The organism is Candidatus Nitrosoglobus terrae, assembly GCF_002356115.1.
GTDB classification, from domain to species: domain Bacteria; phylum Pseudomonadota; class Gammaproteobacteria; order Nitrosococcales; family Nitrosococcaceae; genus Nitrosoglobus; species Nitrosoglobus terrae.
Window position 1 is genome coordinate 968,814 of the sequence record NZ_AP014836.1, and the last position, 23,448, is coordinate 992,261.

The 23,448-nt window shown below is 43.4% G+C and carries 26 protein-coding genes; 18 read left to right on the forward strand and 8 right to left on the reverse strand.

Features of this window, described 5'->3' with window-relative positions; all coding sequences use genetic code 11:
- The first annotated feature begins 3 nt into the window (after positions 1–3).
- The 8 genes from kdsA to cysG all read left to right on the forward strand — a co-directional run bounded on the left by kdsA (position 4) and on the right by cysG (position 5,802).
- The gene (kdsA, locus tag TAO_RS04715; protein ID WP_096526845.1) at positions 4–846 is read left to right on the forward strand and encodes a 3-deoxy-8-phosphooctulonate synthase; all 843 of its coding nucleotides are present in this window, start codon (positions 4–6) and stop codon (positions 844–846) included.
- On the forward strand, positions 847–2,127 hold the full coding sequence (eno, locus tag TAO_RS04720) for a phosphopyruvate hydratase (protein WP_096526846.1): 1,281 nt from the start codon (positions 847–849) through the stop codon (positions 2,125–2,127).
- A gap of 21 nt (positions 2,128–2,148) precedes the next feature.
- Positions 2,149–2,430: a cell division protein FtsB gene (gene ftsB, locus TAO_RS04725; protein ID WP_096526847.1), complete on the forward strand. Its 282-nt coding sequence runs from the start codon at positions 2,149–2,151 to the stop codon at positions 2,428–2,430.
- Positions 2,427–3,131: a 2-C-methyl-D-erythritol 4-phosphate cytidylyltransferase gene (gene ispD / locus TAO_RS04730; protein WP_096526848.1), complete on the forward strand. Its 705-nt coding sequence runs from the start codon at positions 2,427–2,429 to the stop codon at positions 3,129–3,131. Before ftsB ends, ispD begins: the two co-directional genes overlap by 4 nt.
- Complete coding sequence (gene ispF / locus TAO_RS04735; protein WP_096526849.1) at positions 3,128–3,601, forward strand: 2-C-methyl-D-erythritol 2,4-cyclodiphosphate synthase; 474 nt, start codon at positions 3,128–3,130, stop codon at positions 3,599–3,601. The genes ispD and ispF overlap by 4 nt, the downstream gene beginning before the upstream one ends.
- A 96-nt stretch (positions 3,602–3,697) precedes the next feature.
- Entirely contained in the window at positions 3,698–3,994 is a 297-nt protein-coding gene (gene truD / locus TAO_RS09900; RefSeq protein ID WP_231910582.1) for a tRNA pseudouridine(13) synthase TruD, read from the forward strand.
- 49 nt (positions 3,995–4,043) lie between these two features.
- A complete protein-coding gene (truD, locus tag TAO_RS09905) occupies positions 4,044–4,373 on the forward strand; it encodes a tRNA pseudouridine(13) synthase TruD (protein WP_231910659.1) in 330 nt (109 codons plus the stop codon).
- Between the two features lie 28 nt (positions 4,374–4,401).
- Positions 4,402–5,802, forward strand: coding sequence for a siroheme synthase CysG (gene cysG / locus TAO_RS04745; RefSeq protein WP_096526850.1), 1,401 nt, complete (start codon positions 4,402–4,404; stop codon positions 5,800–5,802).
- A 20-nt stretch (positions 5,803–5,822) separates the two neighbouring features.
- Here the strand turns inward: cysG and nadC are convergent, their stop codons facing one another.
- A complete protein-coding gene (gene nadC / locus TAO_RS04750) occupies positions 5,823–6,650 on the reverse strand; it encodes a carboxylating nicotinate-nucleotide diphosphorylase (protein WP_096526851.1) in 828 nt (275 codons plus the stop codon).
- A gap of 105 nt (positions 6,651–6,755) precedes the next feature.
- Between nadC and ampD the strand changes: the two genes are divergently transcribed.
- On the forward strand, positions 6,756–7,319 hold the full coding sequence (gene ampD, locus TAO_RS04755) for a 1,6-anhydro-N-acetylmuramyl-L-alanine amidase AmpD (protein WP_231910583.1): 564 nt from the start codon (positions 6,756–6,758) through the stop codon (positions 7,317–7,319).
- A gap of 2 nt (positions 7,320–7,321) precedes the next feature.
- On the opposite strand, the gene TAO_RS04760 is transcribed toward ampD, so the two are convergent.
- The 4 genes from TAO_RS04760 to acs all read right to left on the reverse strand — a co-directional run bounded on the left by TAO_RS04760 (position 7,322) and on the right by acs (position 11,254).
- Entirely contained in the window at positions 7,322–7,753 is a 432-nt protein-coding gene (locus tag TAO_RS04760) for a MazG nucleotide pyrophosphohydrolase domain-containing protein (protein ID WP_096526852.1), read from the reverse strand.
- A gap of 156 nt (positions 7,754–7,909) precedes the next feature.
- Positions 7,910–8,305, reverse strand: coding sequence for an RNA-binding S4 domain-containing protein (locus TAO_RS04765; protein WP_096526853.1), 396 nt, complete (start codon positions 8,303–8,305; stop codon positions 7,910–7,912).
- A gap of 4 nt (positions 8,306–8,309) precedes the next feature.
- Complete coding sequence (locus tag TAO_RS04770; RefSeq protein ID WP_096526854.1) at positions 8,310–9,290, reverse strand: hydrolase; 981 nt, start codon at positions 9,288–9,290, stop codon at positions 8,310–8,312.
- A gap of 2 nt (positions 9,291–9,292) precedes the next feature.
- The gene (acs, locus tag TAO_RS04775; RefSeq protein ID WP_096526855.1) at positions 9,293–11,254 is read right to left on the reverse strand and encodes an acetate--CoA ligase; all 1,962 of its coding nucleotides are present in this window, start codon (positions 11,252–11,254) and stop codon (positions 9,293–9,295) included.
- A gap of 262 nt (positions 11,255–11,516) precedes the next feature.
- On the opposite strand from acs, the gene TAO_RS04780 reads away from it, so the two are divergent.
- Positions 11,517–12,116 (forward strand): peroxiredoxin, encoded by a 600-nt coding sequence (locus tag TAO_RS04780; protein ID WP_096526856.1) that lies wholly within the window; start codon positions 11,517–11,519, stop codon positions 12,114–12,116.
- Positions 12,117–12,220: 104 nt separating this feature from the next.
- Here the strand turns inward: TAO_RS04780 and dksA are convergent, their stop codons facing one another.
- On the reverse strand, positions 12,221–12,658 hold the full coding sequence (dksA, locus tag TAO_RS04785) for an RNA polymerase-binding protein DksA (protein ID WP_096526857.1): 438 nt from the start codon (positions 12,656–12,658) through the stop codon (positions 12,221–12,223).
- Between the two features lie 104 nt (positions 12,659–12,762).
- Between dksA and TAO_RS04790 the strand changes: the two genes are divergently transcribed.
- The 6 genes from TAO_RS04790 to folE all read left to right on the forward strand — a co-directional run bounded on the left by TAO_RS04790 (position 12,763) and on the right by folE (position 18,796).
- Complete coding sequence (locus TAO_RS04790; protein WP_096526858.1) at positions 12,763–13,536, forward strand: HAD family hydrolase; 774 nt, start codon at positions 12,763–12,765, stop codon at positions 13,534–13,536.
- Positions 13,533–14,693, forward strand: coding sequence for a pyridoxal phosphate-dependent aminotransferase (locus tag TAO_RS04795; protein ID WP_096526859.1), 1,161 nt, complete (start codon positions 13,533–13,535; stop codon positions 14,691–14,693). The genes TAO_RS04790 and TAO_RS04795 overlap by 4 nt, the downstream gene beginning before the upstream one ends.
- 244 nt (positions 14,694–14,937) lie before the next feature.
- The gene (locus TAO_RS04800; RefSeq protein ID WP_096526860.1) at positions 14,938–16,479 is read left to right on the forward strand and encodes an inactive transglutaminase family protein; all 1,542 of its coding nucleotides are present in this window, start codon (positions 14,938–14,940) and stop codon (positions 16,477–16,479) included.
- Positions 16,476–17,441, forward strand: a complete 966-nt coding sequence (locus tag TAO_RS04805; protein ID WP_096526861.1) for an alpha-L-glutamate ligase-like protein — start codon at positions 16,476–16,478, stop codon at positions 17,439–17,441. The genes TAO_RS04800 and TAO_RS04805 overlap by 4 nt, the downstream gene beginning before the upstream one ends.
- 32 nt (positions 17,442–17,473) lie before the next feature.
- A complete protein-coding gene (locus TAO_RS04810; RefSeq protein ID WP_145955142.1) occupies positions 17,474–18,079 on the forward strand; it encodes a DNA-3-methyladenine glycosylase family protein in 606 nt (201 codons plus the stop codon).
- Positions 18,080–18,157: 78 nt separating this feature from the next.
- Positions 18,158–18,796 (forward strand): GTP cyclohydrolase I FolE, encoded by a 639-nt coding sequence (gene folE / locus TAO_RS04815; protein ID WP_096526863.1) that lies wholly within the window; start codon positions 18,158–18,160, stop codon positions 18,794–18,796.
- Between the two features lie 215 nt (positions 18,797–19,011).
- On the opposite strand, the gene TAO_RS04820 is transcribed toward folE, so the two are convergent.
- Positions 19,012–19,674: a class I SAM-dependent methyltransferase gene (locus TAO_RS04820; protein ID WP_096526864.1), complete on the reverse strand. Its 663-nt coding sequence runs from the start codon at positions 19,672–19,674 to the stop codon at positions 19,012–19,014.
- An 85-nt stretch (positions 19,675–19,759) separates the two neighbouring features.
- The gene (gene thiD, locus TAO_RS04825; RefSeq protein WP_096526865.1) at positions 19,760–20,563 is read right to left on the reverse strand and encodes a bifunctional hydroxymethylpyrimidine kinase/phosphomethylpyrimidine kinase; all 804 of its coding nucleotides are present in this window, start codon (positions 20,561–20,563) and stop codon (positions 19,760–19,762) included.
- Positions 20,564–20,773: 210 nt separating this feature from the next.
- On the opposite strand from thiD, the gene TAO_RS04830 reads away from it, so the two are divergent.
- Both TAO_RS04830 and TAO_RS04835 read left to right on the forward strand, forming a co-directional pair.
- Complete coding sequence (locus tag TAO_RS04830; RefSeq protein WP_096526866.1) at positions 20,774–22,576, forward strand: thiamine pyrophosphate-binding protein; 1,803 nt, start codon at positions 20,774–20,776, stop codon at positions 22,574–22,576.
- Complete coding sequence (locus tag TAO_RS04835) at positions 22,566–23,420, forward strand: citryl-CoA lyase (protein ID WP_231910584.1); 855 nt, start codon at positions 22,566–22,568, stop codon at positions 23,418–23,420. Before TAO_RS04830 ends, TAO_RS04835 begins: the two co-directional genes overlap by 11 nt.
- Positions 23,421–23,448: the final 28 nt, after the last annotated feature.

Here is a 23,448-nt window from a genome sequence, read left to right on the forward strand (position 1 = left end):
ATTATGGAACTATGTACGTTTAAGGTTGGGTTAAAACAACCTTTATTTTTAATCGCCGGCCCTTGTGTGATTGAGAGCGAGCAGTTAGCACTAGATACAGCAGGCAAATTAAAAGAAATCACGGAGCGTCTTGAGATCCCTTTTATCTATAAATCCTCTTTTGATAAAGCTAACCGCACTGCTACAGAGAGTTTTCGTGGTCTTGGCATTGAACGAGGACTCTATATTTTAGAGAAGGTTAAAAATACTTTTAATATCCCAGTGCTGACCGATGTCCATGAGGATACATCCTTATCAGAAGTTGCAGCTGTAGTTGATGTACTGCAAACCCCTGCCTTTCTTTGTCGTCAGACTAATTTTATTCAAAAAGTGGCTCGCCAAGGCCGCCCCATTAATATTAAAAAAGGGCAATTTTTAGCCCCTTGGGATATGAAATATGTAGTGGAAAAAGCTAGAGGAGTAGGCAATGAACAGATTATGGTGTGCGAGCGAGGAGTGTCGTTTGGTTACAATACTTTAATCTCCGATATGCGCAGTCTAGCCATCATGCGTGATACGGGCTGTCCCGTAATTTTTGATGCGACTCATTCAGTTCAGCAGCCAGGTGGACAGGGGGGATGCTCTGGCGGGCAACGAGAATTTGTGCCAATACTTGCTCGAGCTGCTGTGGCAGTGGGAGTAGCAGGCTTGTTTATGGAAACCCACCCCAATCCAGATCGTGCTTTAAGCGATGGCCCGAATGCTTGGCCTTTAGGCGTTATGGAAAGATTATTAGAATCATTAAAAGCTATTGACCTAGCGGTAAAAATGCGCGGCTTTTCAGAGGAAGTAAAGGAGTTTTATTAGATGAGCAAAATTGCTGACATAAGGGGGCGAGAAATTCTGGACTCTCGTGGTAACCCCACGGTAGAGGCAGAAGTAATCCTTGAAACTGGAGTGATGGGGCGAGCTGCAGTCCCCTCTGGAGCCTCAACCGGTATTCGTGAAGCAATAGAGTTACGGGATCAAGATTCTCATCGCTATAGGGGCAAGGGGGTACTTAAGGCTGTAGGGTATATCAATGGTGAAATCCGTCAAAAGCTTTTAGGACAAGAAGTAAGAGATCAAAAAGGGATCGATCAGATGATGATCAATTTAGATGGTACTCCAAACAAAAGTCGCTTAGGCGCTAATGCCATCTTAGCTGTTTCATTGGCTACAGCTCGGGCAGCAGCGGGGGAAGCGAAAAAACCGCTTTATCGCTATCTTGGTGGAGAGGGGCCTTTTCAGATGCCAGTACCCATGATGAATATTATCAATGGGGGAGTGCATGCAGATAATAATATAGATTTACAGGAATTTATGATTGTGCCTGTGGGGGCAAAAAATATAGCTGAAGCAGTGCGTTATGGTGCTGAGGTATTTCATCAGCTAAAAAAAATCCTGCATAAACGAGGTTTAAATACCTCTGCTGGTGATGAGGGGGGATTTGCTCCTGATTTGCCATCTAATGTAGCCGCCATCGAAATAATTCTAGAGGCTATTGTTCAAGCGGGTTTTAAGCCTGGCTATGATATAGATTTAGCGCTGGATCTTGCAAGCTCTGAATTTTATCAACAGGGATATTACGTACTAGCGAGTGAAGGTAAGCGGTTTACCAAGGAGGCGTTTATTAATATTCTGGCTTCTTGGATAAATCGTTATCCGATTATCTCTATTGAAGATGGCATGGCAGAAGATGATTGGGAAGGATGGGCTTTACTGACTCAGCAGCTTGGGCAGCAAGTACAGCTTGTTGGGGATGATTTATTTGTTACTAATACGGCTATTTTAAAAGAAGGGATTGATAAAGGTATCGCCAATTCTATTTTAATTAAGCTTAACCAAATCGGAACCTTAACTGAGACTTTAGCCGCTATTCAGATGGCTAAAGATGCAAGCTATACCACCATAATTTCCCATCGCTCTGGAGAAACTGAGGATACTACAATTGCTGATTTAGCAGTAGCGACTTGTAGTGGCCAGATTAAAACAGGTTCCCTATCTCGTACGGATCGGGTAGCAAAATATAATCAGCTATTACGTATTGAAGCAGAGTTAGGAGATAAAGCCATTTATCCGGGGCGCAGTGCCTTTACCATTTTATAGCAATGCTGTTGCCTTGCGTATATGAGGTTCTGGCTCGTTTTTGGATTGCTGCTAGTGTTGTTTTTATTGCTCCAACATACCTTATGGATAAGTAAAGACGGCTTGAAAGAATTATGGCGTTTAAGCCAAGCTATAGAGCAGCAAGAACAAGAGAATTATATACTTGTTGAACGTAATCAAGTACTAAGCGCGGAAGTTTTGGATCTAAAAAGCGGTCTTGATGCTTTGGAGGAGCGGGCTCGAAACGAACTGGGAATGATAAAAAAGAGCGAGACTTTTTTTCAGGTGATTGAGGAGAAATGAGTCTTAAGTATTGGGCGGTAGTACCGGCAGCAGGTATGGGGAAGCGTATGGAATCAAATATCCCTAAGCAGTATCTTCCTCTTGCGGGTAAGACGGTGATTGAGCATACTTTGATAAGTCTGTCACAATATCGCTATATTCAAGCCATTGTTATTGCGCTTTCTAGTGAAGATAGTGGGTGGCCAGAGGGTATTTCAATAGATAATAAGAAAATTATCCGGGTAACCGGGGGTGAAGAACGCTGCCACTCAGTAGCTAATGGATTGAAATATCTAATGACGCTGGCCTCACCTGATGACTGGGTTCTAGTGCATGATGCGGCTCGGCCTTGCTTGCGAGAGGAGGATCTAAATCGGCTGATTGAAACGCTTCACGATCATCCTGTAGGAGGTTTATTAGCATTACCAGTTAGTGATACGCTCAAGCGGGACAATGGGAAGAGGGAGGTGCTGGAGACGGTTAATCGGGAAGGTTTGTGGCGCGCTATGACGCCGCAGATGTTTCGACTGGGAAAACTCTATCAAGCCTTAATGGAGGCTATTGCTGCAAGTATTTATGTGACTGATGAGGCTCATGCTATGGAGCGGGCAGGGTATAAGCCTTGTTTGATAGCTGGGCATCCAGATAATATTAAAATTACTCATCCCCAAGATCTTATCCAGGCTGAAGTTTTTTTAAGGCAACGGGAGCAGAAAAGATGAGGATTGGCCACGGTTTTGATGTTCATCGTTTTGGTTCAGAGCGACAGTTAATACTGGGCGGGGTAGTGATTCCTCACGAACAAGGCTTAATTGCTCATTCTGATGGGGATGTGGTGATTCATGCCCTATGTGATGCTTTATTGGGTGCCGCAGCTTTAGGGGACATTGGGCATCATTTTCCGGATACCAGTGCTGAGTTTGAAAATGTGGATAGTCGAAAGTTGCTTCGTCATGTGATGGGTTTACTCAATGAGTATGAGTTTAAAGTCAGTAATGCAGATATTACGGTGGTGGCTCAGAGGCCAAAATTGGCACCTTATATTTCTTCTATGCGGGAGTTATTGGCTCCTGAGCTTGGATTGCTCCATCAACGCTTTAATATTAAGGCTACGACAACTGAAAAAATGGGTTATATTGGTCGAGGAGAAGGCATTGCAGCCCATGCAGTAGTGCTCCTTGAAGAAAAGTAATAAATTCAATGTTCCCTAAAGAACAGATTCTTCCTTAATTTAAGTGGAAAAAAAGAACCTGATTGAGTAACAACGCTCAATAGCGAGACGATCTAGGTGGTTAAAAGGATTCGTCATCATCGAAAACTACAACGAGGGGTGCTTAAGGGTAACTGGTTTCTACTCACGTTACGTCAATTTTGTGGTAGCCATGAAAGGGTAAGCGCAGGTCTTGAGCGGATTAAGGCGGAAGGCGTTCCGAATTATTTTGGAAGCCAGCGTTTTGGTCGAGAAAACCAAAATTTAATGCAAGTTGGTCGAGAAAACCAAAATTTAATGCAAGCTTATCAATGGTTTACCAATAGTAAACCTCCTAAAGATCGTCATCTACGGGGTTTGCCGCTTTCAGCCTGAGCGGGTACGGGTAGCTACTTGGAATCAGCCTATTTCTGGAGATGCCTTAATTCTTAACGGCAGTCGAGGATTTTTCACCACTGAGGATATAGATAAATCTGTACAGGATCGCGTTAAATGCTTTGATTGCCATCCGAGTGGGCCTTTATGGGGACAGGGGAAATCTTTTACAATAGGTTTTATCCGTACTTTTGAGGAGCAGGCGCTGTTAGATTTTGCCCTATGGCGAGAAGGTTTAAAGCAGGAGCGTCGTAGCTTGAGGTTGATGATCACTGATTTAAAGTGGTCTTTTCCTACAAAGGATAGTCTACAATTACAGTTCTTCTTACCTGCAGGATCTTATGCAACTACAGTGTTGCGTGAATTTGTAAGCATTTAAGGATGATAAAAATTTTCTGATTTTATCCATGGATTATCTGCCCCTATTTTTAAATGTGCGAGAGCGGCTTTGTTTAGTCGTTGGCGGGGGCGCTGTAGCTGCTAGAAAAGTGATCTTACTTCACCGAGCTGGGGCTATTGTCAAAATAGTCGCCTTGAAACTGCATGAGCAATTACAAGAATTAGCTCAGAGAGGAGTAATTACTGTTCAGCAGACTGCTTTCAGTGACATTGAAATAAAGGACTATTATTTAGTGATTGCTGCAACGGATGATAAAATTCTAAATACGCAGGTCTATCAAATGGCTAAAGTCCATGGAGTGCTGGTCAATGTAGTTGATCAGCCTTCGCTCTGTAATTTCATTTTACCCGCTATTATAGATAGATCTCCTATAATAATAGCTGTTTCAAGTGGTGGAGCTTCTCCAGTATTAGCTCGCTTGTTACGAGCTCGCTTAGAGACATTAATTCCTCACGCTTATGCTCGTCTTGCTCAATTTGCTGCTCGTTATCGTAACAGAGTTAAGCAACAGATTAAGGCAGTAAGAGCGCGGCGTATTTTTTGGGAACAGGTATTGCAGGGTAGCATTGCTGAGCGGGTACTCGCAGGTCAGGAGATGGAAGCTGAAAAGGCGCTAGAAGAGGCTTTAAGCGTTAATAGCGCTCCGAGTCAGGGGGAGGTATATTTAGTAGGCGCTGGACCAGGAGATCCAGATTTGCTAACTTTTCGAGCTTTGCGTCTAATGCAGCAAGTTGATGTGGTGCTCTATGATCGTTTAGTCAGCGCAGAGATTCTTGATTTAGTCCGACGGGAGGCTGAGCGAATTTATGTGGGTAAAAAACGCGCTTGGCATGTGGTAAGACAAGAGCAAATCAGTACTATGCTGGTAGAGTATGCTAAAGAGGGCAAACGGGTATTACGGCTTAAGGGGGGGGATCCTTTTATCTTTGGCCGGGGAGGAGAGGAGATTGCTTCGCTGGCTGCGGAAAAGATTCCTTTCCAGGTAGTTCCAGGGATTACCGCAGCTTCTGGTTGTGCCTGCTATGGAGGAATTCCCCTTACTCACCGAGACTATGCTCATACGTGTATCTTTGTTACCGGGCAGCTTAAGGAAGGGCAGCTAAATCTTAATTGGCAATCCTTGATTCAACCACAACAAACTGTTGTCGTTTATATGGGGTTGGCTGGGCTTGGGCTATTATGTCAACAACTTATTGCTCATGGTATGTCTTCCAGTATGCCAGCGGCTTTGGTGCAGCAAGGAACAACCCCCCAGCAACGGATATTTACGGGTACGTTAGCTACCCTGCCGAGGATGGTGATGAATGAGAAAATTCATGCCCCTACGCTGATTATTATCGGTAAGGTGGTTGCTCTTCATTCACAGCTGGCTTGGTTTCATACTTCCCAAGAGAGTAGCTGTAAATAATGAGTATTTGAGCTAAGAAGTTAGTGGCTAAAACGCATTGACATATCTATCGCCTGAATATCCTTGGTAAGGGCCCCTACTGAAATATAATCCACGCCCGTTTCAGCGATCTGACGAATATTTTTTAAAGTAATACCTCCTGATGCTTCTAACTTAGTCCGTTTTTGATTGAGAGATACGGCTTCAGAAATGGTTGGCAGATCAAAATTATCCAACATGATGATATCAGGGCTCGCAGCCAGCGCTTGTTGCAGTTCATCTAAGTTTTCTACTTCTATCTCTATTGGAAGATTAAAGCTATAAGCACGTGCTTGTTCTATTGCTTTTGTGATTGAGCCGGCTGCTAAAATATGATTTTCTTTGATTAATACGCCATCGTAGAGACCTTGTCGATGATTGTAACCACCGCCACAACGAACTGCATATTTTTGGGCTTGACGTAATCCTGGCAGGGTTTTGCGGGTATCTAATACTTTTGTGGGTAAATCAGCGATAGCAGAAGCATAATGATGAACTGTTGTTGCAGTTCCAGATAGGGTCTGAAGAAAATTTAAAGCAGTACGTTCACCCCTTAAAATGGGGCGCGAGGGTCCTTCTAGCGTGCATATGATATGGTTGGTAGGAATAAAACCTCCATCTGTGTAGGTCCAATGAATTTTAATTTTAGGATCTAGCTGTTGAAATACTTCATTAAACCAAGAAACACCGCATAGTATTGCGGCTTCTCGGCATATTACAGTAGCCATTGAATTAGAGGCTTCTGGAATAAGCGTTACAGTCACATCGCCGGTACCAATATCTTCAGCAAGAGCGTAACGAACGTTCTCTTCAATATAGGCAGCAACCATAAAATAAAATGCCTCTATGATAATGCTTAACTACTAGATTATAGCGATAAATATTAGAAAATTTTGATACTTTTAAAATATTGCTACTGTATCAGGAATTCGTTTTTGTTAGATGAATTTTTTATAAATAGGGAGAGTGGCTGGCTAATAAATGCCCGCCATGTAATTTCTCCTAATCAGGATGATAGGCCATTAAATATGGCAGCAGAATGGTTGGTGATACATAGTATCAGTTTACCCCCGGGGCAGTATGGTGGATCGTGGATTGATGAATTATTTACTAATTGCCTTGATCCCAATGTTCATCCTTATTTTCGTGAAATTTACAGTCTACGGGTTTCTGCCCATGTTTTAATTTCCCGTGAGGGTACGGTAACCCAGTATGTACCTTTTCATCGACGAGCATGGCATGCGGGGGTTTCGTATCTTGATGGACGTTCTAGGTGTAACGATTTCACAATTGGGATCGAGCTTGAGGGCACTGATTCTGATTTCTATGAGAAGATGCAGTATCAAATGCTAGCAAAGCTTATCAATGTTTTGGTTTGTACTTATCTTACCTTGGCGAAAGAGCGGATTGTGGGTCATAGTGATATAGCCCCAGGCCGTAAAACCGATCCAGGATCAGGTTTTGATTGGGATTATCTTAGATTCTTGTTAGATCAGTGACCTTATTCTTGTAGCTTAGCCTGCTCCCAAAGCTTGTTCATCTCCTCTAAGCTGGCTTCTTTCAGCGAAGACCCTTGTTGATGGAGCGTTTGTTCAATATAGCGGAAACGTTGCTCAAACCTGTTATTACAACTATGAATTGCTGTCTCAGGGTCAACGCCTGTATGTCGAGCGAGGTTAATACAGGCAAAGATGAGATCACCGATTTCTTCCTGAAGTTTGTTGGGGCTTGAAAACTCAGCTCGAACTTCTTCTAGCTCTTCAGCTATTTTTTCGAACACTGATTCAATATCAACCCAATCAAACCCCACCTCAGCCGCTCGATTTTGTAGCTTAAGAGCACGGATTAACGCAGACTGGCTTTGGGAGATATCAGTGAATATTCCTACTGTCTCTATACTGATAGTTTTATCAACATTTGATTTAGTGTTCATAAGGGTTCGAGTTATCTTTTGTACTAATTGGGGATAAAGTAATGCTAGGGAAAGGAGCTGGTATTGTTAAGTAACAACTTCTATTGCCATAGCTTTTATCTTAATGGTTTTTCTCATGGAGTTTGAGTAGCTGATCCACATCTTCGTCGATGAAGCTTAATCTTTACGGGTAAAGCGTATGATTTGACGGCGATCTCGTTTAGAGGGGCGAGCTTGTGGGACTAAGCCTAAATGTTTTCGCTCCTCTCTTAATTTCGTAGCGAGTATTTGTCTTTTTAATTGGCTTGCTTCGGTTTCTTGGTATAATAATGCGGCTTCTGATGCCGATCGACGTTGCTTAGATAGTCCTTCAATTGTAATGCTATACTCAAACTGGCTCCGGTGAATAACGAGGCTATCGTTAATACCTATTCTATGGCTAGGTTTAGCTCGTTGGCCATTAAGATGAACTTTACCCCCATTAACTGCTTCAGCGGCAAGATTTCGAGTCTTAAAAAATCGAGCTGCCCATAACCACTTATCAATGCGAATCTTTTCGGTTTCAGCTGTCATATTGTTAAGTAGCCAGTTTTGTTCCTAGGTGTTGGTTGAAAAATGTGATAATTCTCTGCTCTAGCCAGTATTCTGGTTGCCAAGGCCAGTGGCCACTAATAAATCCTACATGCCCTCCTGCTGTGCTAAGCTCAAGTTGTGTTGTGGGTGAAAGTTCTGAGGCTAAGGGGATAGCATCCTTAGGTAAAAATGGGTCATCTGTACTATGTAGGATAAGGGTTGGGACTTGAATATTACTTAAAAATTGCCGACAGCTTGAGCGCTGCCAATAGTCGTTAGCATCGATGAATCCATGCAGGGGTGCTGTGACTAAATCATCAAATTGCTTAAACGTTTTAGTTTTTTTCAAGGTATTAAGATTAAATGGGCAGTCACGATGACGAAATTTGCGCTTAAGTGACCGTTGTAGCGATTTTATTAAAGACCATTGGTAGATTTGGGAAAAGCCCTGCTCTAATCGCCACGAAGCTCGGGAGAGATCAAATGGCACAGAGACACCCACTGCAGCAATGAGCCCTGTTTGTTTGCCTTGATTCCCAAGCCATTTAAATAATACATTGCCTCCTAATGAATAGCCTATAGCCGCTAAAGGGGTATCAGGCTCCCTTCGGTGCAGGATTTTAAGCACAGTTTGCAAATCGCCAGTATCGCCGGAATGATAACTTCGATCGAGTCGGTTAGGCTCACCACTGCAGCTCCGAAAGTGCAGTAGCACACCGCGCCAGCCTCGCTGAGCAATAGCTTTAAGGATTCCTGATGCATAGCGAGAGCGATAAGAGCCTTCAAGACCATGAAGAATAATAATAATAGGCCCCTTATTACCTTGGCCACTCCAAACAAGATCTAAAAAATCTCCGTCGAGTAGTTCCAGTCGTTCCCATAAGATCCTCACTGAAGGGAGGGGGCGAAAGCGCGCCCCCCATAGCGTTTGAGCATGAGGATTAGGGAGCCACCAAGCCGGTTGAAAGCTGCTGGGGATAATCATTGTCAATTTTTTTCTTGAAGCTGAGTGAGGATAGTTTCGCTTTCTAAAGTAGAGGTATCTTGGGTAATTGTTTCACCTCGACTAATCGATCGCAGCAAGCGGCGCATAATTTTTCCAGATCGCGTTTTAGGTAGGTTGTCTACGAATCGAATTTCATCCGGTTTAGCAATAGCTCCGATTTGATCAGCTACCCAGTCTCGGAGTTCTATAATCAGTGCTTTATCGCCAATTGAGCAGGTTTCTTTCAAAGTAACGTAGGCGAGGATAGCTTCTCCCTTTATATCATCGGGACGGCCTATCACTGCGGCTTCTGCAACTTTAGGATGGGCGAGTAAGGCCGACTCAATCTCCATAGTTCCTAGACGGTGGCCAGCAACATTTAAGATATCGTCAGTACGCCCCATAATCCAGAAATAGCCCTCTTCATCGCGGCGGGCACTGTCTCCTGAAAGATAGTATTTACCATCAAATTTACGCCAATAGGTATCGTAATAGCGCTGCTTATCTTGCCAGATAGTGCGAATCATGGAAGGCCAAGGTTTCGTAATGACCAGGTATCCGCCCTGATCGGGGGCGGTTATCGGTTGCCCTTGTGCATTGACTACCGCAATGTCGATTCCAGGTAGGGGAAAAGTACAGGATCCAGGTTTGGCAGTCGTTACCCCAGGGATAGGCGCAATCATGTGGACTCCAGTTTCAGTTTGCCACCAAGTATCTACAATGGGGCAATGTCCACCCCCAATGACTCGATGATACCACATCCAAGCTTCAGGGTTGATAGGCTCACCTACTGTTCCTAATAGCCTGAGTTGGGATAAATTATAGGCGGCTGGGATATTATCTCCGGCTTTCATGAGCGCCCTAATGGCTGTAGGTGCCGTATAGAAGACAGTCACTCCGTGATCTTGGCAGATTTTCCAAAAACGGCCGCTGTCAGGAAAAGTAGGGGCACCTTCATAGATGACTATTGTCGCGCCCACGGCAAGTGGTCCATAGGTGACATAACTATGGCCTGTAACCCAACCTATATCTGCGGTACACCAGAAGATATCCTCATCCCGAATATCGAACACCCATTTCATAGTAGTGATGGTACCCAACAGGTAGCCAGCGCTAGCGTGTTGGATTCCCTTGGGCTTACCCGTAGAGCCAGAGGTATACAGCAAAAATAAGGGATGCTCAGCATTGAGCCATACGGGATCACAGTGGCTAGAAATGCCAGTTTCAGCCTCATGCCACCATAAATCCCGTTCTGTGATCATAGAGATACTATGACCGGTGCGCCGTAGGACAATGACTCCTTGGATGCTTTTACACCCTGATTTTAGCGCCCGATCAGCCGCTGCTTTAAGCGCTATGATACGCCCGCCTCGGTAACCACCATCGGCTGTGATGAGGAATTTTGCCTCGGTGTCCTCGATTCGATCTTTAAGGGATTCAGCAGAGAACCCTCCAAACACTACGGAATGAATAGCCCCAATCCTAGCGCAAGCCTGCATGGCAATAACGGCTTCAGGTACCATAGGCAGGTAAATGACAACCCGATCACCTTGAGTAATCCCTTGAGCTTTAAGTACATTAGCAAAGCGGCAAACTCGCTGATGTAATTGCTGATAAGTAAGTGTAGTTCTATCTCCTGATTCTCCTTCAAAGATAATCGCTATCTTGTCTCCTTTATCCTTAAGGTGACGGTCTAAACAGTTAAATGAGACATTCAGTTCGCCATCATTAAACCATTGGTAATAAGGCGCGTTTGTGCTATCTAGGGTAATTTCAAAGGGTTGATGCCAGCTTAGTTCAGCTCTTGCTTGCTTAGCCCAAAATCCTACATAATCTTTGTTTGCTACTTGAATGAGGGAGTCAAGCGCAGCGCGGTTAGGAATGCGCGCTTTGGTAGAAAATTCAGCAGAGGGAGGAAAAAGTCGCTCTTCATGTAAGATAGATTCAACATTATTTTCATTCATGATTTTTTCTTCCCTCACCTTATAGAGATAGGGTACCTATAGGCTTAATTGTCTGGTAGTTGAAAGCTAATCTGCAATAATATATTTGCTTTTATTAAGAAGCTATAATTTAAGTGAGTGGTATGAATCAATACACCTTGATACCCTAGTAGTGAAGATAGATAATTAATGCTGGTTGATATCTTAAATCTAATAGCTAAAAATTTATTTAAAGTTTACTAAATGTAACTTTTAACTGTGTAGTTAAAGTAAGGAGAATATTGTGAGTGTATTAGTGACGCAAGCTGCCCCTGATTTTACAGCACCTGCCGTAATGCCTGATGGTGCGATTAAGGATAATTTCCGCCTTTCTGATCTGCGCGGTAAATATATAGTGCTATTTTTTTACCCACTTGATTTTACTTTTGTATGTCCTTCAGAAATTTTAGCTCATAATAATCGTTTGAAAGAATTTAAAGCGCGCCAGGTCGAGGTGATTGGTGTTTCTATTGACTCCCAATATAGCCATTATGCTTGGCGTAATACCCCAGTAGCAGAGGGAGGAATTGGCGCTATAGGGTTTCCTCTAGTTGCTGATATTAGCCATGACATAACCCGTGCTTATGGGGTAGAGCATCCTAATGGAGTTGCCTTAAGAGGCTCCTTTTTGATTGATAAAAATGGAGTAGTTCAGCATCAGGTGGTAAATAACCTTCCATTAGGCCGCGATGTGGATGAAATATTACGGGTAGTAGATGCTTTGCAGTTTACGGAAGAACATGGTGAAGTATGCCCGGCTGGGTGGCAGAAAGGAGAGGAGGCGATTAAGCCTAACGCTGAAGGAGTGGCGCAATATCTAGCGAAGCACGCGAGCGCTTTATAATAAATAGATTATCATTATAAACAGACGCCTAATTTATTTATAGGGCGTCTGTTCTTTTTAGGATATTTATACTAATAATTTTTTTGATTACAAAAGATATTTTATTAAGATTGTTGCCTCTCTTTAATCTCATCAAGGGTTTTACAGTCAATGCATAAGGTAGCAGTGGGGCGGGCTTCTAGGCGTTTGATACCAATCTCAGCCCCGCAGGCCTCGCAATAGCCATAATCACCATTATCAAGGGTTCTTAGGCACTCATTGATTTTTCCAATCAGCTTACGCTCTCGATCTCTAGCCCGTAGTGCTAATGTAAACTCTTCTTCTTGGGATGCTCGATCGCTTGGATCAGGAAAATTTGCCGCCTCATCTTGCATATGATGAACTGTTCGTGTGACCTCTTCCATAAGACGTTGCTTCCAGCTTAGTAAGATTCCACGAAAATGCTTGCTCTGCAGCTCGTTCATATATTCTTCTCCCAATCTTTGTTTGTAGGGAGTAAACTCTTGGGGAGATCGCATTAGATTCTCGTCATTAACAGCCATGTTTTGGCTCCTCAAGTTAGTTATAGAACAATCGGGGTATATACCAGAATCTCCTTAAAATCGCAATAATAGTACACCTTTAACGCTAGTGATAATCATAAAAAATGGCTGAACTTCAAACATTAATTTTTGATTTAGATGGAACCTTAGCTGAAACCGAACGAGATGGGCATCGATTGGCTTTTAATCAAGCTTTTGCTACTGCGGGGTTAAATTGGTATTGGGATATTGCCCTTTATGGTAAGTTACTAAAGATAACCGGGGGTAAAGAACGTATTAATTATTATTTAAGTAAATATCAACAAAATTTTCATCCTCCAATTGCGATAGATAAATTTATTGTCGAATTACATCAGGCTAAAACTCAGTACTATGTAGAATTACTTGAGAGAGAAAAAATACCTCTTCGCCTTGGTATGGCGCGTTTGATAAACTCAGCGCGTGAACAGGGGCTGCAATTAGCTATTGCCACAACAACTACCCTAGAAAATGTATTGGCTTTACTACGTACTAGCTTTGATCCCAGAGCCGTTGATTGGTTTGATTGTATTGCGGCAGGCGACGTAGTTGAACATAAAAAACCAGCATCGGATATTTATGATTATTGCTTGAGACAGCTACAAATACAGCCTGATCAGTGTATTGCTTTTGAGGATTCAGCAAATGGTGTTCGCTCTGCAGTGGGGGCTGGGATTAAAACAATAGTGACTGTTAATGAGTATACTTGTAACGAAAATTTTACCGGAGCGGCGCTAGTATTAGATCATTTAGGAGAGCCTGAAACGCCTTGTAAGGTGTTAAGTGGAGAGAAGGTAGATTACTTTACCTATGTAGATATCGATCTTTTACAGAAATTGCAAAGAAATTCTGAAGTATGATTGAGCAGGTGGCGTATCGGGTGGGGGAGATTAAGCCATTTTACGCGATGGCGCTATTAGCGCGAGCAAAGGAGTTGGAAGCTCAGGGACGCCGGATTATCCATATGGAAATAGGTGAACCTGATTTTGTAACGCCACAGCCCATCATAGAGGCTGGGATAGCTGCTTTACGTTCTGGCCAAGTTTATTATACCCCTTCATCAGGGTTGCCAGCGTTACGTGAAGCCATCGCAAATTGGTATAGTATGAGTGCAGGGATTCAGATCTCACCAGATCGTATTATAGTTACGCCAGGTGCCTCTGGGGCTTCGCTGCTTGCTATGGCAGCTTTGCTTAACCCTAGGGATACTATTCTTATGGCAGATCCAGGTTACCCGTGCAATCGCTACCTTGCCCGTATTTTAGAGGGAAATCCGGTTGGGATTCCAATGACGGCTAAAAATGCTTATCAGTTTACTGCAGATCATATTGAATCCTATTGGAGTTCAATCACTAAAGCGGTATTAGTGGCCTCACCTGCTAACCCAACGGGGGCTATCCTTTGTCAAGCTACCCTGGATGCTTTAATTAATAGCGTTGAATCTCGAGGGGGAGCGCTTGTTGTTGATGAGACTTATGGGGGGCTAGTTTATGAGAGTGAGAGTATCACTGCCCTAACACTCTCAGATCAAGTATTTGTTATTAATAGCTTTTCCAAGTATTTTGGTATGACTGGATGGCGATTAGGCTGGCTGGTGGTGCCTGATAATTTTATTCAAGTTGCCGATAAATTGGCTCAAAATCTATTTTTAGCCGCTTCTACCCCAGCTCAGTACGCTGCCCTTGCTGCCTTTAGGCCAGAAACTATTCAAATTTTAGAGGAACGCCGGATGGCATTTCAGCAGCGACGAGATTTTCTTTTATCTAAGTTACAGGTGCTTGGTTTTTATGTGCCTGCTATCCCTCAAGGCGCATTTTATATCTATGCGGATTGCTCTAAATTTTCGGTAAATAGTATGGCTTTCTCTCAGAATTTATTAGAGAACGTGGGAGTAGCGGTAACTCCAGGGTTGGATTTTGGTTGCAATGATCCCCATCGATATATACGTTTTGCCTATACAACATCAATGGAGCGATTACAGGAAGGGATTGAACGATTGCAAACGTACCTTAGTTAAGGTTATTTTTAACATTGATAAGTAGATTTACCGTAATTAAGTTTTTTTTCGGGGTTCTAAAGATAATTCTTAACGCCTTTGACGTATAGGTGAAAAAATAATTACAGAGTTATTTATTTTTATCTTGTACTACAAAATACTAGCCCTTAATTTTTGCTAAAATAGCTCAGCGCAAGTACTGAAATATTAAATAAATAGCTTTTAATCTCATTTTTTAGCTAGCTTTTTTGCTGGAAAACCAAATTTGAAGAATCTTCATGTAAAGCTTTTAGCGTTTTCTCTAATTATAATTGGCCTGAGCCTAGCTTATTACAAAGCAACGATTCTGGGGTTACCATTATTTCCGGCTGAGAAAACTAAAGTGTGGATGGTAGAGGCACGCTTGGAGTTTAAATCCAAGGGTGGTCCAGCAAAAATACAATTTCAAATACCCCAAGTATCTGCTGGGTTTACTGCGATAGGTGAGGACTTTATCTCCAGTAAATATGGATTGAGCGTAGAGGAAGACGGCACTAACCGCATAGCTCAGTGGGCTGTGCGCCGAGCTCAAGGAGATCAGGTGTTATATTATCGAGTGGAATTAGCCCCTGAACTAACCGCCCCAATACAGTCTCGAGGGGGAGCTACGCCGCCATTTCCAGAGATTCCTAAATATCCTGAACCGATGGGATCGGTGATACTAGCACTGCTAGATGAAGTACATAGTAAATCTGCTGATGTTGCCTCTTTTTCCGGAGAACTTCTGAGCCGCTTAAATTCTTCTAACCCAGATGAAAATGCGCTAGTGCTACGTAAAGGCGTTGAAGATCCAGAAGCTTGGGTAAAACGCGTGATCTACATTTTGGCCGGAGCTAGAATCCCTGCTCGCCCAGTCTATATCCTACTGCTAAAACATAGGGTGAAACATGGCTCTTTGATTCCTTGGCTGGAAGTTCACAATGGACAAGAGTGGATAGCCTTTGATCCGAAAACCGGGGAGCGAGGTTTTCCTGAAAATGCTTTGATCTGGTATGCGGGAGGTCAACCACTAGTTAAGTTAGAGGGTGGAGAATCGCTTAAAATTGGATACTCTGTGTCTAGCCGTTTTCAGGATTTAGTTTTGGTAGCAGAGCGGCGAGCACGGAAGATGAATTCTCTAATTATGGATTTTTCTCTATTTAGCCTTCCGGTTCAAATGCAAAATGTTTATCGTGTACTGTTGATGATTCCCATTGGGACATTTTTAATTGTGGTGTTACGGAATGTAATTGGAGTCAAAACATTTGGGACTTTTATGCCCATCTTAATAGCGTTAGCATTCCGAGAAACTGAACTTTTTTGGGGAGTTGCTCTGTTTACTGGGATTGTAGCCCTTGGGTTAATGCTTCGTTTTTATTTGGAATACCTTAAATTACTGCTGGTACCCCGATTAGCTTCAGTACTGGTGATGGTTATTTTGTTAATGGCAATTATCAGCGTTTTGACTCATAAGATAGGATTAGAACGAGGACTATCGGTAGCTCTTTTCCCAATGGTTATTTTAACGATGACTATTGAGCGTATGTCCCTAGCTTGGGAGGAGCATGGACCGGCGGAGGCGCTACAGCAAGGGTTTGGGAGTTTGATGGTGGCTGTATTAGGGTATCTATTGATTACTAATAAACTTCTAGAGCACCTAGTTTTTGTTTTCCCTGAGCTACTATTAATGATATTGGCTATGACCTTACTATTAGGGCGCTATACGGGTTATCGATTAACAGAACTCTGGCGATTTAAAGAATTTTTGATGAAAGCGGATAAGGGATGATATTTCCTTGGTGGCATCTACGGCGGCTTGGGGTTTTAGGGATGAATCAGCGCAATGCTGATTATATCTTACCTTATAACCAGCGGCGTTATTACCCTCTCGTTGATGATAAAAGACAAACTAAGCACTTAGCCTTAGCAGCGGGAATTGCAGTACCGGAGCTTTATGGTGTGATAGAGATCATTCATCAAATTAAGGCGCTGAACACATTACTAAGCCCCTATGAGGATTTTGTCATTAAACCCGCTCATGGAAGCGGCGGGGAAGGTATTTTAGTGATTACAGGCCGTTATCAAGATCGCTACCGTAAAGCCAGTGGCATCATCCTGACCGAGGAGGAAATTGGCCACCATATCGCTAATATTTTAAGCGGAATGTATAGCTTAGGGGGACTGCCTGATACGGCACTTGTGGAATATCGGGTTAAATTTAATCCCTTATTTGATGCTGTGAGCTATCTTGGGGTTCCAGATATTCGTACTATTGTTTTTCGAGGTGTCCCCACATTAGCAATGATAAGGTTACCCACTCGCCTTTCGGATGGCCGCGCTAATTTACACCAAGGTGCCATTGGTGTAGGGATTAATTTGGTGACCGGGCATACTAACTCTGGGGTATGGAAAGAGCAAGTCATTGAGTATCATCCAGACACTGGAGGGAGAATAAAAAGTTTAAAAATACCTCACTGGGATAATATTCTTGAACTCACCGCTCGTTGCTTTGATTTAGTGGGCTTAGGATATATTGGTGTTGATATCGTGTTAGATCGGGATCTTGGTCCTCTAGTTTTAGAGTTAAATGCTCGTCCTGGGCTCAGTATTCAACTGGCAAATAAGATTGGGTTGTTACCGCGACTGCAACGAATTGAAAATTTTAACCAGATCCCATCCTCTGTTCCAGATCGGGTAGCGCTGGCAAAAGAGCTGGCTCAGGTTTCAGAAAGCCTAACTAGCGGAGAGTGAAGGACCGCTGTGCTAGCGAGCGTAAAATAGGGATGAATAAAATAGAGGGTTTAACCTCAGCTATTTTACTTGAAGCCGATGGCTTTCTAAGCCATTCCTGTCCAGTAATGGCGAGTTTAATCCGTCAATATGCTCCCTGTACTTTGATTAATGGTGCATTTTTCCCGTTTAAAACCTTAGTAAACGCTATCATCAGCCAGCAATTAGCCACTAAGGTAGCTGATAGGATAAAGTGCCAAGTACAAATTATCGTATCAGATTTTACTCCTGCTGATTTTTTAGCTACTTCTCCAGAATTGCTACGATCGGCTGGGCTATCAGCCGCTAAGATTCGCTATATTACTGTGTTAGCGCAGCATGTTAATGATGGAAAGCTGGACTTAGAGACCTTACAGTATCTATCGGATAAGGAGATTATTACTATCTTGGTGGCGCTGCCTGGTATTGGTCAATGGACGGCAGAAATGTTTTTAATCTTCGGTCTACATAGGCCAGATGTGCTACCTATAGGAGATGTAGGTTTACAGCGGGCGATACGGCTATTATTTGGGGATGATGCCAGGATAGAGGATGTTGGGCAAAGATGGCGGCCTTTTTGCTCTGTAGCTTCTTGGTATCTTTGGCGATCTTTAAGCTAATCTGATGGCGCTTTAATCGGTTGGTTTTGAGTTTGTGGCGGCTATAATGGATAGCGGTAATAATCAGTGAGAGTTTAAATGGATAAAAAATTAACTAAGCCGTTAAGTAAAGATCCTTATATGGATAGCTTGGAAATGGAATCCGATGAACCTTATAATGAGGAGCTTGAAGCCAGTATTAGGAAAATGTTGATTCAATTGGGCGAAGATCCCTCCCGAGAGGGACTTAGGCGAACCCCGCAACGGGTAGCTAAAGCTATGGATTTTCTCACCAGCGGGTATACCATGACTGTAGAGGAAGCCGTTAAAGATGCCCTCTTTGAAGATGAGTGCGAGGAAATGGTGATTGTGAAGGATGTAGAATTTTACTCTCTCTGTGAGCATCATATGTTACCTTTTTTTGGTCGTGCCCACGTGGGTTATCTGCCTAAGAATCGTATTGTTGGCCTGAGTAAAATTGCCCGCGTTATTGATGTTTTTGCTCGACGGCTTCAGGTACAGGAGAGATTAACGACCCAGATTGCAAATGGATTGATGTCCGTACTAAATGCGCGAGGAGTGGGGGTTGTATTAGAAGCGTGCCATTTTTGTATGGTGATGCGAGGGGTGCAAAAACAAAATAGCCAAACAGTAACTAGTGCTATGCTGGGGACATTCCGGCAAGATCCTAGAACACGGGCTGAATTTATGGACTTAATACGCCGTTCCCCCTATTGAAACTTTAGAGAGAAAGGCGCGACTCTAATCACTAAGAGTAATAGAAGCCGCGCTATCGAAGTTGACTGCTTACGTGTCGCAATTGACTTAGCTCCTACCCCAAGTAGGCTTACTGCGTTATAACAGAAAAACGTCGCAATATTGTACCCTTGCGCTCGATGCTAAAGTATCCAATCCCGCTGGGGAGCGTTGCGTATCTTTGCGCTTCTTTAATTTCAATGTTTTCGCGCTAAAGTGAGGCCATCCGCAATAGGTACCATACTTAGGCTAACTTGTTTATCGTGAGTGCGTGCTGAATTAAAAGCACGAATAGCACCGGTGTCTTCGTCAGTAAAGCTTGGATCAATCACCCGGCCATCGCGTAATACGTTATCTATGGCGATAAGCCCCCCTGGGCGTACTAACTCTAGTGTTCGCTGATAATAATCTTCATATTCTGTTTTTTCAGCATCAATAAAAGCAAAATCAAAGCTATTTGACTCTCCAGCTTCTATGAGCTGATCTAGGGTTTGAATCGCAGGGCCTAGCCGTAAATCAATTTTATTTGCTACCCCAGCGCGCTGCCAATAGCGTTGAGCTACAGCGGTCCATTCCGGACTAATATCACAAGCAATTAATTTGCCTTCCGCAGGTAAGGTAAGGGCGGCCCAAAGGGAGCTATAGCCGGTAAAAACCCCTATTTCTAAAATTCTTTTCGCCCCTAATAACTCAATGAGTAGCGCCATGAATTGTCCTTGTTCAGGCGAGATCTGCATGTTAGCCCTAGGCATGGTAGAGGTCTCTTGCCGAAGCTCTCGTAAGATATCAGGCTCCCGTAGGGAAACTGAAAGCAGGTAATCGTAAAGGGGATCGGTAATTTGGGTTGGTTTGTTAGACATATTAACTGTTCTCCTGATTTTGTTATAAAAGAAAGATTATAGTTATGTACAATAAATACTTATTTAACATATATTATGTATGAACCTAGATCTCAAAGGTATTTACAGTGTGAGTATGGTTGAGAGGTCCTTGGCCTGTTCCATAACCTTTAGCGGTTCGGATGGCCTCTTGGACATAAACTTGGGCGCGACGCACTGAATCGATTAGCGTGCGACCTTGGGCGATACCGGTTGCAATAGCGGAGGCTAAGGTGCATCCGGTTCCATGGGTATGAGGGCTAATGATGCGTTGAGATTTAAAACTTTCTGTGTAACTTTGAGTGACTAAAAGATCCCATAAATGGTTACCTGTAAGGTGCCCTCCTTTAACGAGTATTGATGTAGCGCCTTGCTCTAATAAAGTAACGGCTGCTTGCTCCATGTCTTTAAGATCATTGATTTCAAGACCGGTTAAAACCTCAGCCTCCGGAAGATTAGGGGTAATAAGATAAGCTCTGGGAAGTAGTCGTTGTTTTAAAAGCTTAATAGCTTTAGGCTCAAGTAGCGAAGTGCCATCTTTGGCGTTCATAACTGGATCGAGGATTAAGGGGGTTGCTGCGGCTAAGTCTTCTAGCATATCAGCCACTACTTGAATAGTTGTTGCCGAGTAGAGCATGCCAATTTTAATACAGTCGGCACCAATATCTGTGAGTACCGATCGTATCTGTTGAGCAATGAAATCAGGATCTACTGGCAGCACAGCGAGGATTCCTTGGGTATTTTGTGCTGTTAATGCAGTAATGGCTGTGGCGGCATAGCCGCCGAGGGTAGTAACCGTTTTAATATCGGCTTGAATCCCTGCCCCACCGCCAGAATCTGAACCAGCGATGATTAATACCCGAGCGTACATAGAAATAGCTAAAACTGTATTGCCATCATAATGGAATTATAACGCTCAATACTACTGTTAAGCCAGTGTAAATCTTTAATATGATTAATGCTCTTTAGGAAAAGAATAGCAATGTGAACTTTTAATTAAAATTGTGATGAAAGTCTAAAGATAGAGAGAAAAAGGGCGCTATATACGCATAAATATAAGCTTAAAAATTTAAGGTGTGCTATGGCGGTAATAAATCAATTTGCTGATATCCCTCAAGAAGGGAAATTTCAAAGACCACTGGAAGTAGGCGATCTATTAATAGATTATCTGGCTCAATTATCTGTAGATTATGTTTTTGGGGTGCCTGGCGGAGCTATAGAGCCTTTATATAATGCTTTAGCCCGTAGTGCTCGTCGTGGAGGCCTAAAATCAGTAGTCGCTCGCCATGAGACGGGGGCGGCTTTCATGGCGGATGGTTATGCACGTCAGACAGGAAAATTAGCTGTTTGCTGCGCTACTACCGGACCGGGCGCTACCAATCTGATTACGGGAGTAGCTTCTGCTTATGAGAATCACATCCCTATGTTGGTGATTACTGCCCAGGCTGCATTAAGTAATTTTGGGCGAGGTGCCATGCAAGATTCTTCTTGTACTGGAGTCAATACGGTTAGTTTATTTCGTCATTGCACCCGCTATAGCACCTTAGTCTCTCATGTAGATCAGTTTGAATATAAGCTCAGTACTGCCATTATGACTGCTTATCAAAGCCCTAATGGCCCTGTTCATTTAAGTATCCCGATAGATATTTTGCGTAGCCCGGTTAATGTTCAAGCACCTTCCTTTAACTTAGCTAATCTTTTAACTCGCTCTTCTCTAGTAGATGATGAGGCGATAAAAAAATTATGTCGACTACTCGGGCAGGCGCGAAAAGTGGTCTTTGTGGCTGGAGAAGAGTGTGGTGAAGCGATTAATACGCTGCTAGATCTTGCACTTTTAATGCAAGCGGAGGTAGTGACCACCCCTCAGGGTAAAGGATTAGTGAGTTCCTATCATCCGCTGTTTCGAGGGGTCATTGGTTTTGCTGGACACTGTAGTGCTAAAGAGACACTTCTTGATCCAGAAGTAGATCTAGTAATTGTAACAGGTACCGGCCTTGGGGAATGGGCCAGTAACGGCTGGGATACAAAGTCATTGCTTAATCACCGGCTCGTTCATATTGAGGCGACAGAAGGAAACTTAACCGGATCCCCGATGGCGCAGCTCCATGTACGAGGGAACATTAAGACCGTTTTTGAGCATTTACTGGCGTATGTACGTACTCAGGAGAACCTACAAGGTTCTGCTGTTATACCCCCCTCGTCTCGGTATTTGCTGGAGCGGCGTTTCCAGTTGGATGAAGAGGAAAAATATAACAGTGATTCTACCCCGATTAAACCTCAGCGGCTAATGAAATCCTTGACTGATCTGTTTCCAGTCAATACTTACTTTTTAGCTGATATTGGCAATAGTATGGCTTGGGCAGTTCATTATCTACAGCCTTTAGATCGGCGTATCTCGGGTCGGCGTAGTGGGCGTAATGGGATATTTCGGAGTTGTTTAGAATTTGCCTCTATGGGGTGGGCTATCGGCGCTGCAGTGGGTACTGCTTTAGGTGCCTCTGGCCATCCAGTAGTGTGTATCACTGGGGATGGTAGTTTTCTGATGAGTGGTCAAGAGATCACGGTAGCAATCCAAGAAAAATTACCAGTAATTTTTGTTATTTTAAATGATTCCGCGCTGGGTATGATCAAGCATGGTCAGCGATTAGCCCAGGCTGAGTCAATTGGCTTTGAGCTACCTGAGATAAATTATAGCGACTACGCTAAGGCACTAGGGATCCCAGGCTACATTATCCGTTCTCCTCAAGATTTTCTGGCGCTTGATATTGAGGCTATTTGCCAACGACAAGGACCTACTATTCTAGATGTACGGATTGATCCGGAGGAAATACCCCCTATAAAGGTGCGGATAGGCGTATTGGGAAAAGGAGAGAATGATGAGTGAGAATCAAGAAATTAATCATAGCCAGATTAAGGAAAAGGTTAGTCATAAACAAGAGGTTATTCACAGTCAGATTTGGGAGGAGATTCCAGAGAAAAATAATCCTTTTGCAGCTGCAGGCTGCTATTGTTGTGGCTATGATGTTTATGGTGATCTGTTAGATAAAGTGAGCTGGATTGAGTATTTATATCTGCTTTTTAAACAGGATCGACCCACCGCTGAGGAGGCAAAATTATTAGAGGGATTAGCCATCGCGATTGCTAATCCAGGTCCTAGAGATTACAGTGTCCGCGCTGCCATGTGCGCGGGGGTAGGCGGATCTACGTATGCCTCTGCTTTAATAGCTGCCCTTGGAGTGGGGGCAGGACAGTATAGTGGCTCTCGGGAAGTCGGGATTGCTATGGCCTATTGGCAGGAATGTGGAACATCCTTAGTGGCTTGGCAGGAACGATTAAAGCATTTGCCCCAGGAAGAGCGGGCTGATGTGTGGTTGCCGATAGAACATCCGCCAGGCTTTGATCTTCATGGGGTAAGCTGCGCCACGCCGGTGCAGCAAACCCTTACTTTTCTGGTGAAATTCAGCTCATCAGGCGCCCTTGCTTGGCTGCAAACTAATCAATTACAACTTGAGAACGCTGCTGATTGCCCTTTAGCGATGACTGGTGTAATAGCGGCTGCCATGATTGATCTGGGTTTTAGTATTCCCCAGGGGGAAATGCTCTATCTTTTGCTCCGACTCCCAGGCGCTGCAGTCCATGCCTTAGAGCAGGAAAAATACGGTTGGCGGCGCTATCCGTTTTTTGCTGCTGGCTTAGAATTAGAAAACGCTTCTGCGGTAACAAATTAGGCTATTTTACCTTCTACCAATTTAAGGA

Bases quoted from the DNA above. Each gene is read 5' to 3' on its own strand.
- kdsA (WP_096526845.1), top strand. From the start codon at position 4: ATGGAACTATGTACGTTTAAGGTTGGGTTAAAACAACCTTTATTTTTA.
- eno (WP_096526846.1), top strand. From the start codon at position 847: ATGAGCAAAATTGCTGACATAAGGGGGCGAGAAATTCTGGACTCTCGT.
- ftsB (WP_096526847.1), top strand. From the start codon at position 2,149: ATGAGGTTCTGGCTCGTTTTTGGATTGCTGCTAGTGTTGTTTTTATTG.
- ispD (WP_096526848.1), top strand. From the start codon at position 2,427: ATGAGTCTTAAGTATTGGGCGGTAGTACCGGCAGCAGGTATGGGGAAG.
- ispF (WP_096526849.1), top strand. From the start codon at position 3,128: ATGAGGATTGGCCACGGTTTTGATGTTCATCGTTTTGGTTCAGAGCGA.
- cysG (WP_096526850.1), top strand. From the start codon at position 4,402: ATGGATTATCTGCCCCTATTTTTAAATGTGCGAGAGCGGCTTTGTTTA.
- nadC (WP_096526851.1), bottom strand. From the start codon at position 6,650: ATGGTTGCTGCCTATATTGAAGAGAACGTTCGTTACGCTCTTGCTGAA.
- TAO_RS04760 (WP_096526852.1), bottom strand. From the start codon at position 7,753: ATGAACACTAAATCAAATGTTGATAAAACTATCAGTATAGAGACAGTA.
- TAO_RS04765 (WP_096526853.1), bottom strand. From the start codon at position 8,305: ATGACAGCTGAAACCGAAAAGATTCGCATTGATAAGTGGTTATGGGCA.
- TAO_RS04770 (WP_096526854.1), bottom strand. From the start codon at position 9,290: ATGATTATCCCCAGCAGCTTTCAACCGGCTTGGTGGCTCCCTAATCCT.
- acs (WP_096526855.1), bottom strand. From the start codon at position 11,254: ATGAATGAAAATAATGTTGAATCTATCTTACATGAAGAGCGACTTTTT.
- dksA (WP_096526857.1), bottom strand. From the start codon at position 12,658: ATGGCTGTTAATGACGAGAATCTAATGCGATCTCCCCAAGAGTTTACT.
- TAO_RS04790 (WP_096526858.1), top strand. From the start codon at position 12,763: ATGGCTGAACTTCAAACATTAATTTTTGATTTAGATGGAACCTTAGCT.
- TAO_RS04795 (WP_096526859.1), top strand. From the start codon at position 13,533: ATGATTGAGCAGGTGGCGTATCGGGTGGGGGAGATTAAGCCATTTTAC.
- TAO_RS04805 (WP_096526861.1), top strand. From the start codon at position 16,476: ATGATATTTCCTTGGTGGCATCTACGGCGGCTTGGGGTTTTAGGGATG.
- TAO_RS04810 (WP_145955142.1), top strand. From the start codon at position 17,474: ATGAATAAAATAGAGGGTTTAACCTCAGCTATTTTACTTGAAGCCGAT.
- folE (WP_096526863.1), top strand. From the start codon at position 18,158: ATGGATAAAAAATTAACTAAGCCGTTAAGTAAAGATCCTTATATGGAT.
- TAO_RS04820 (WP_096526864.1), bottom strand. From the start codon at position 19,674: ATGTCTAACAAACCAACCCAAATTACCGATCCCCTTTACGATTACCTG.
- thiD (WP_096526865.1), bottom strand. From the start codon at position 20,563: ATGTACGCTCGGGTATTAATCATCGCTGGTTCAGATTCTGGCGGTGGG.
- TAO_RS04830 (WP_096526866.1), top strand. From the start codon at position 20,774: ATGGCGGTAATAAATCAATTTGCTGATATCCCTCAAGAAGGGAAATTT.
- TAO_RS04835 (WP_231910584.1), top strand. From the start codon at position 22,566: ATGATGAGTGAGAATCAAGAAATTAATCATAGCCAGATTAAGGAAAAG.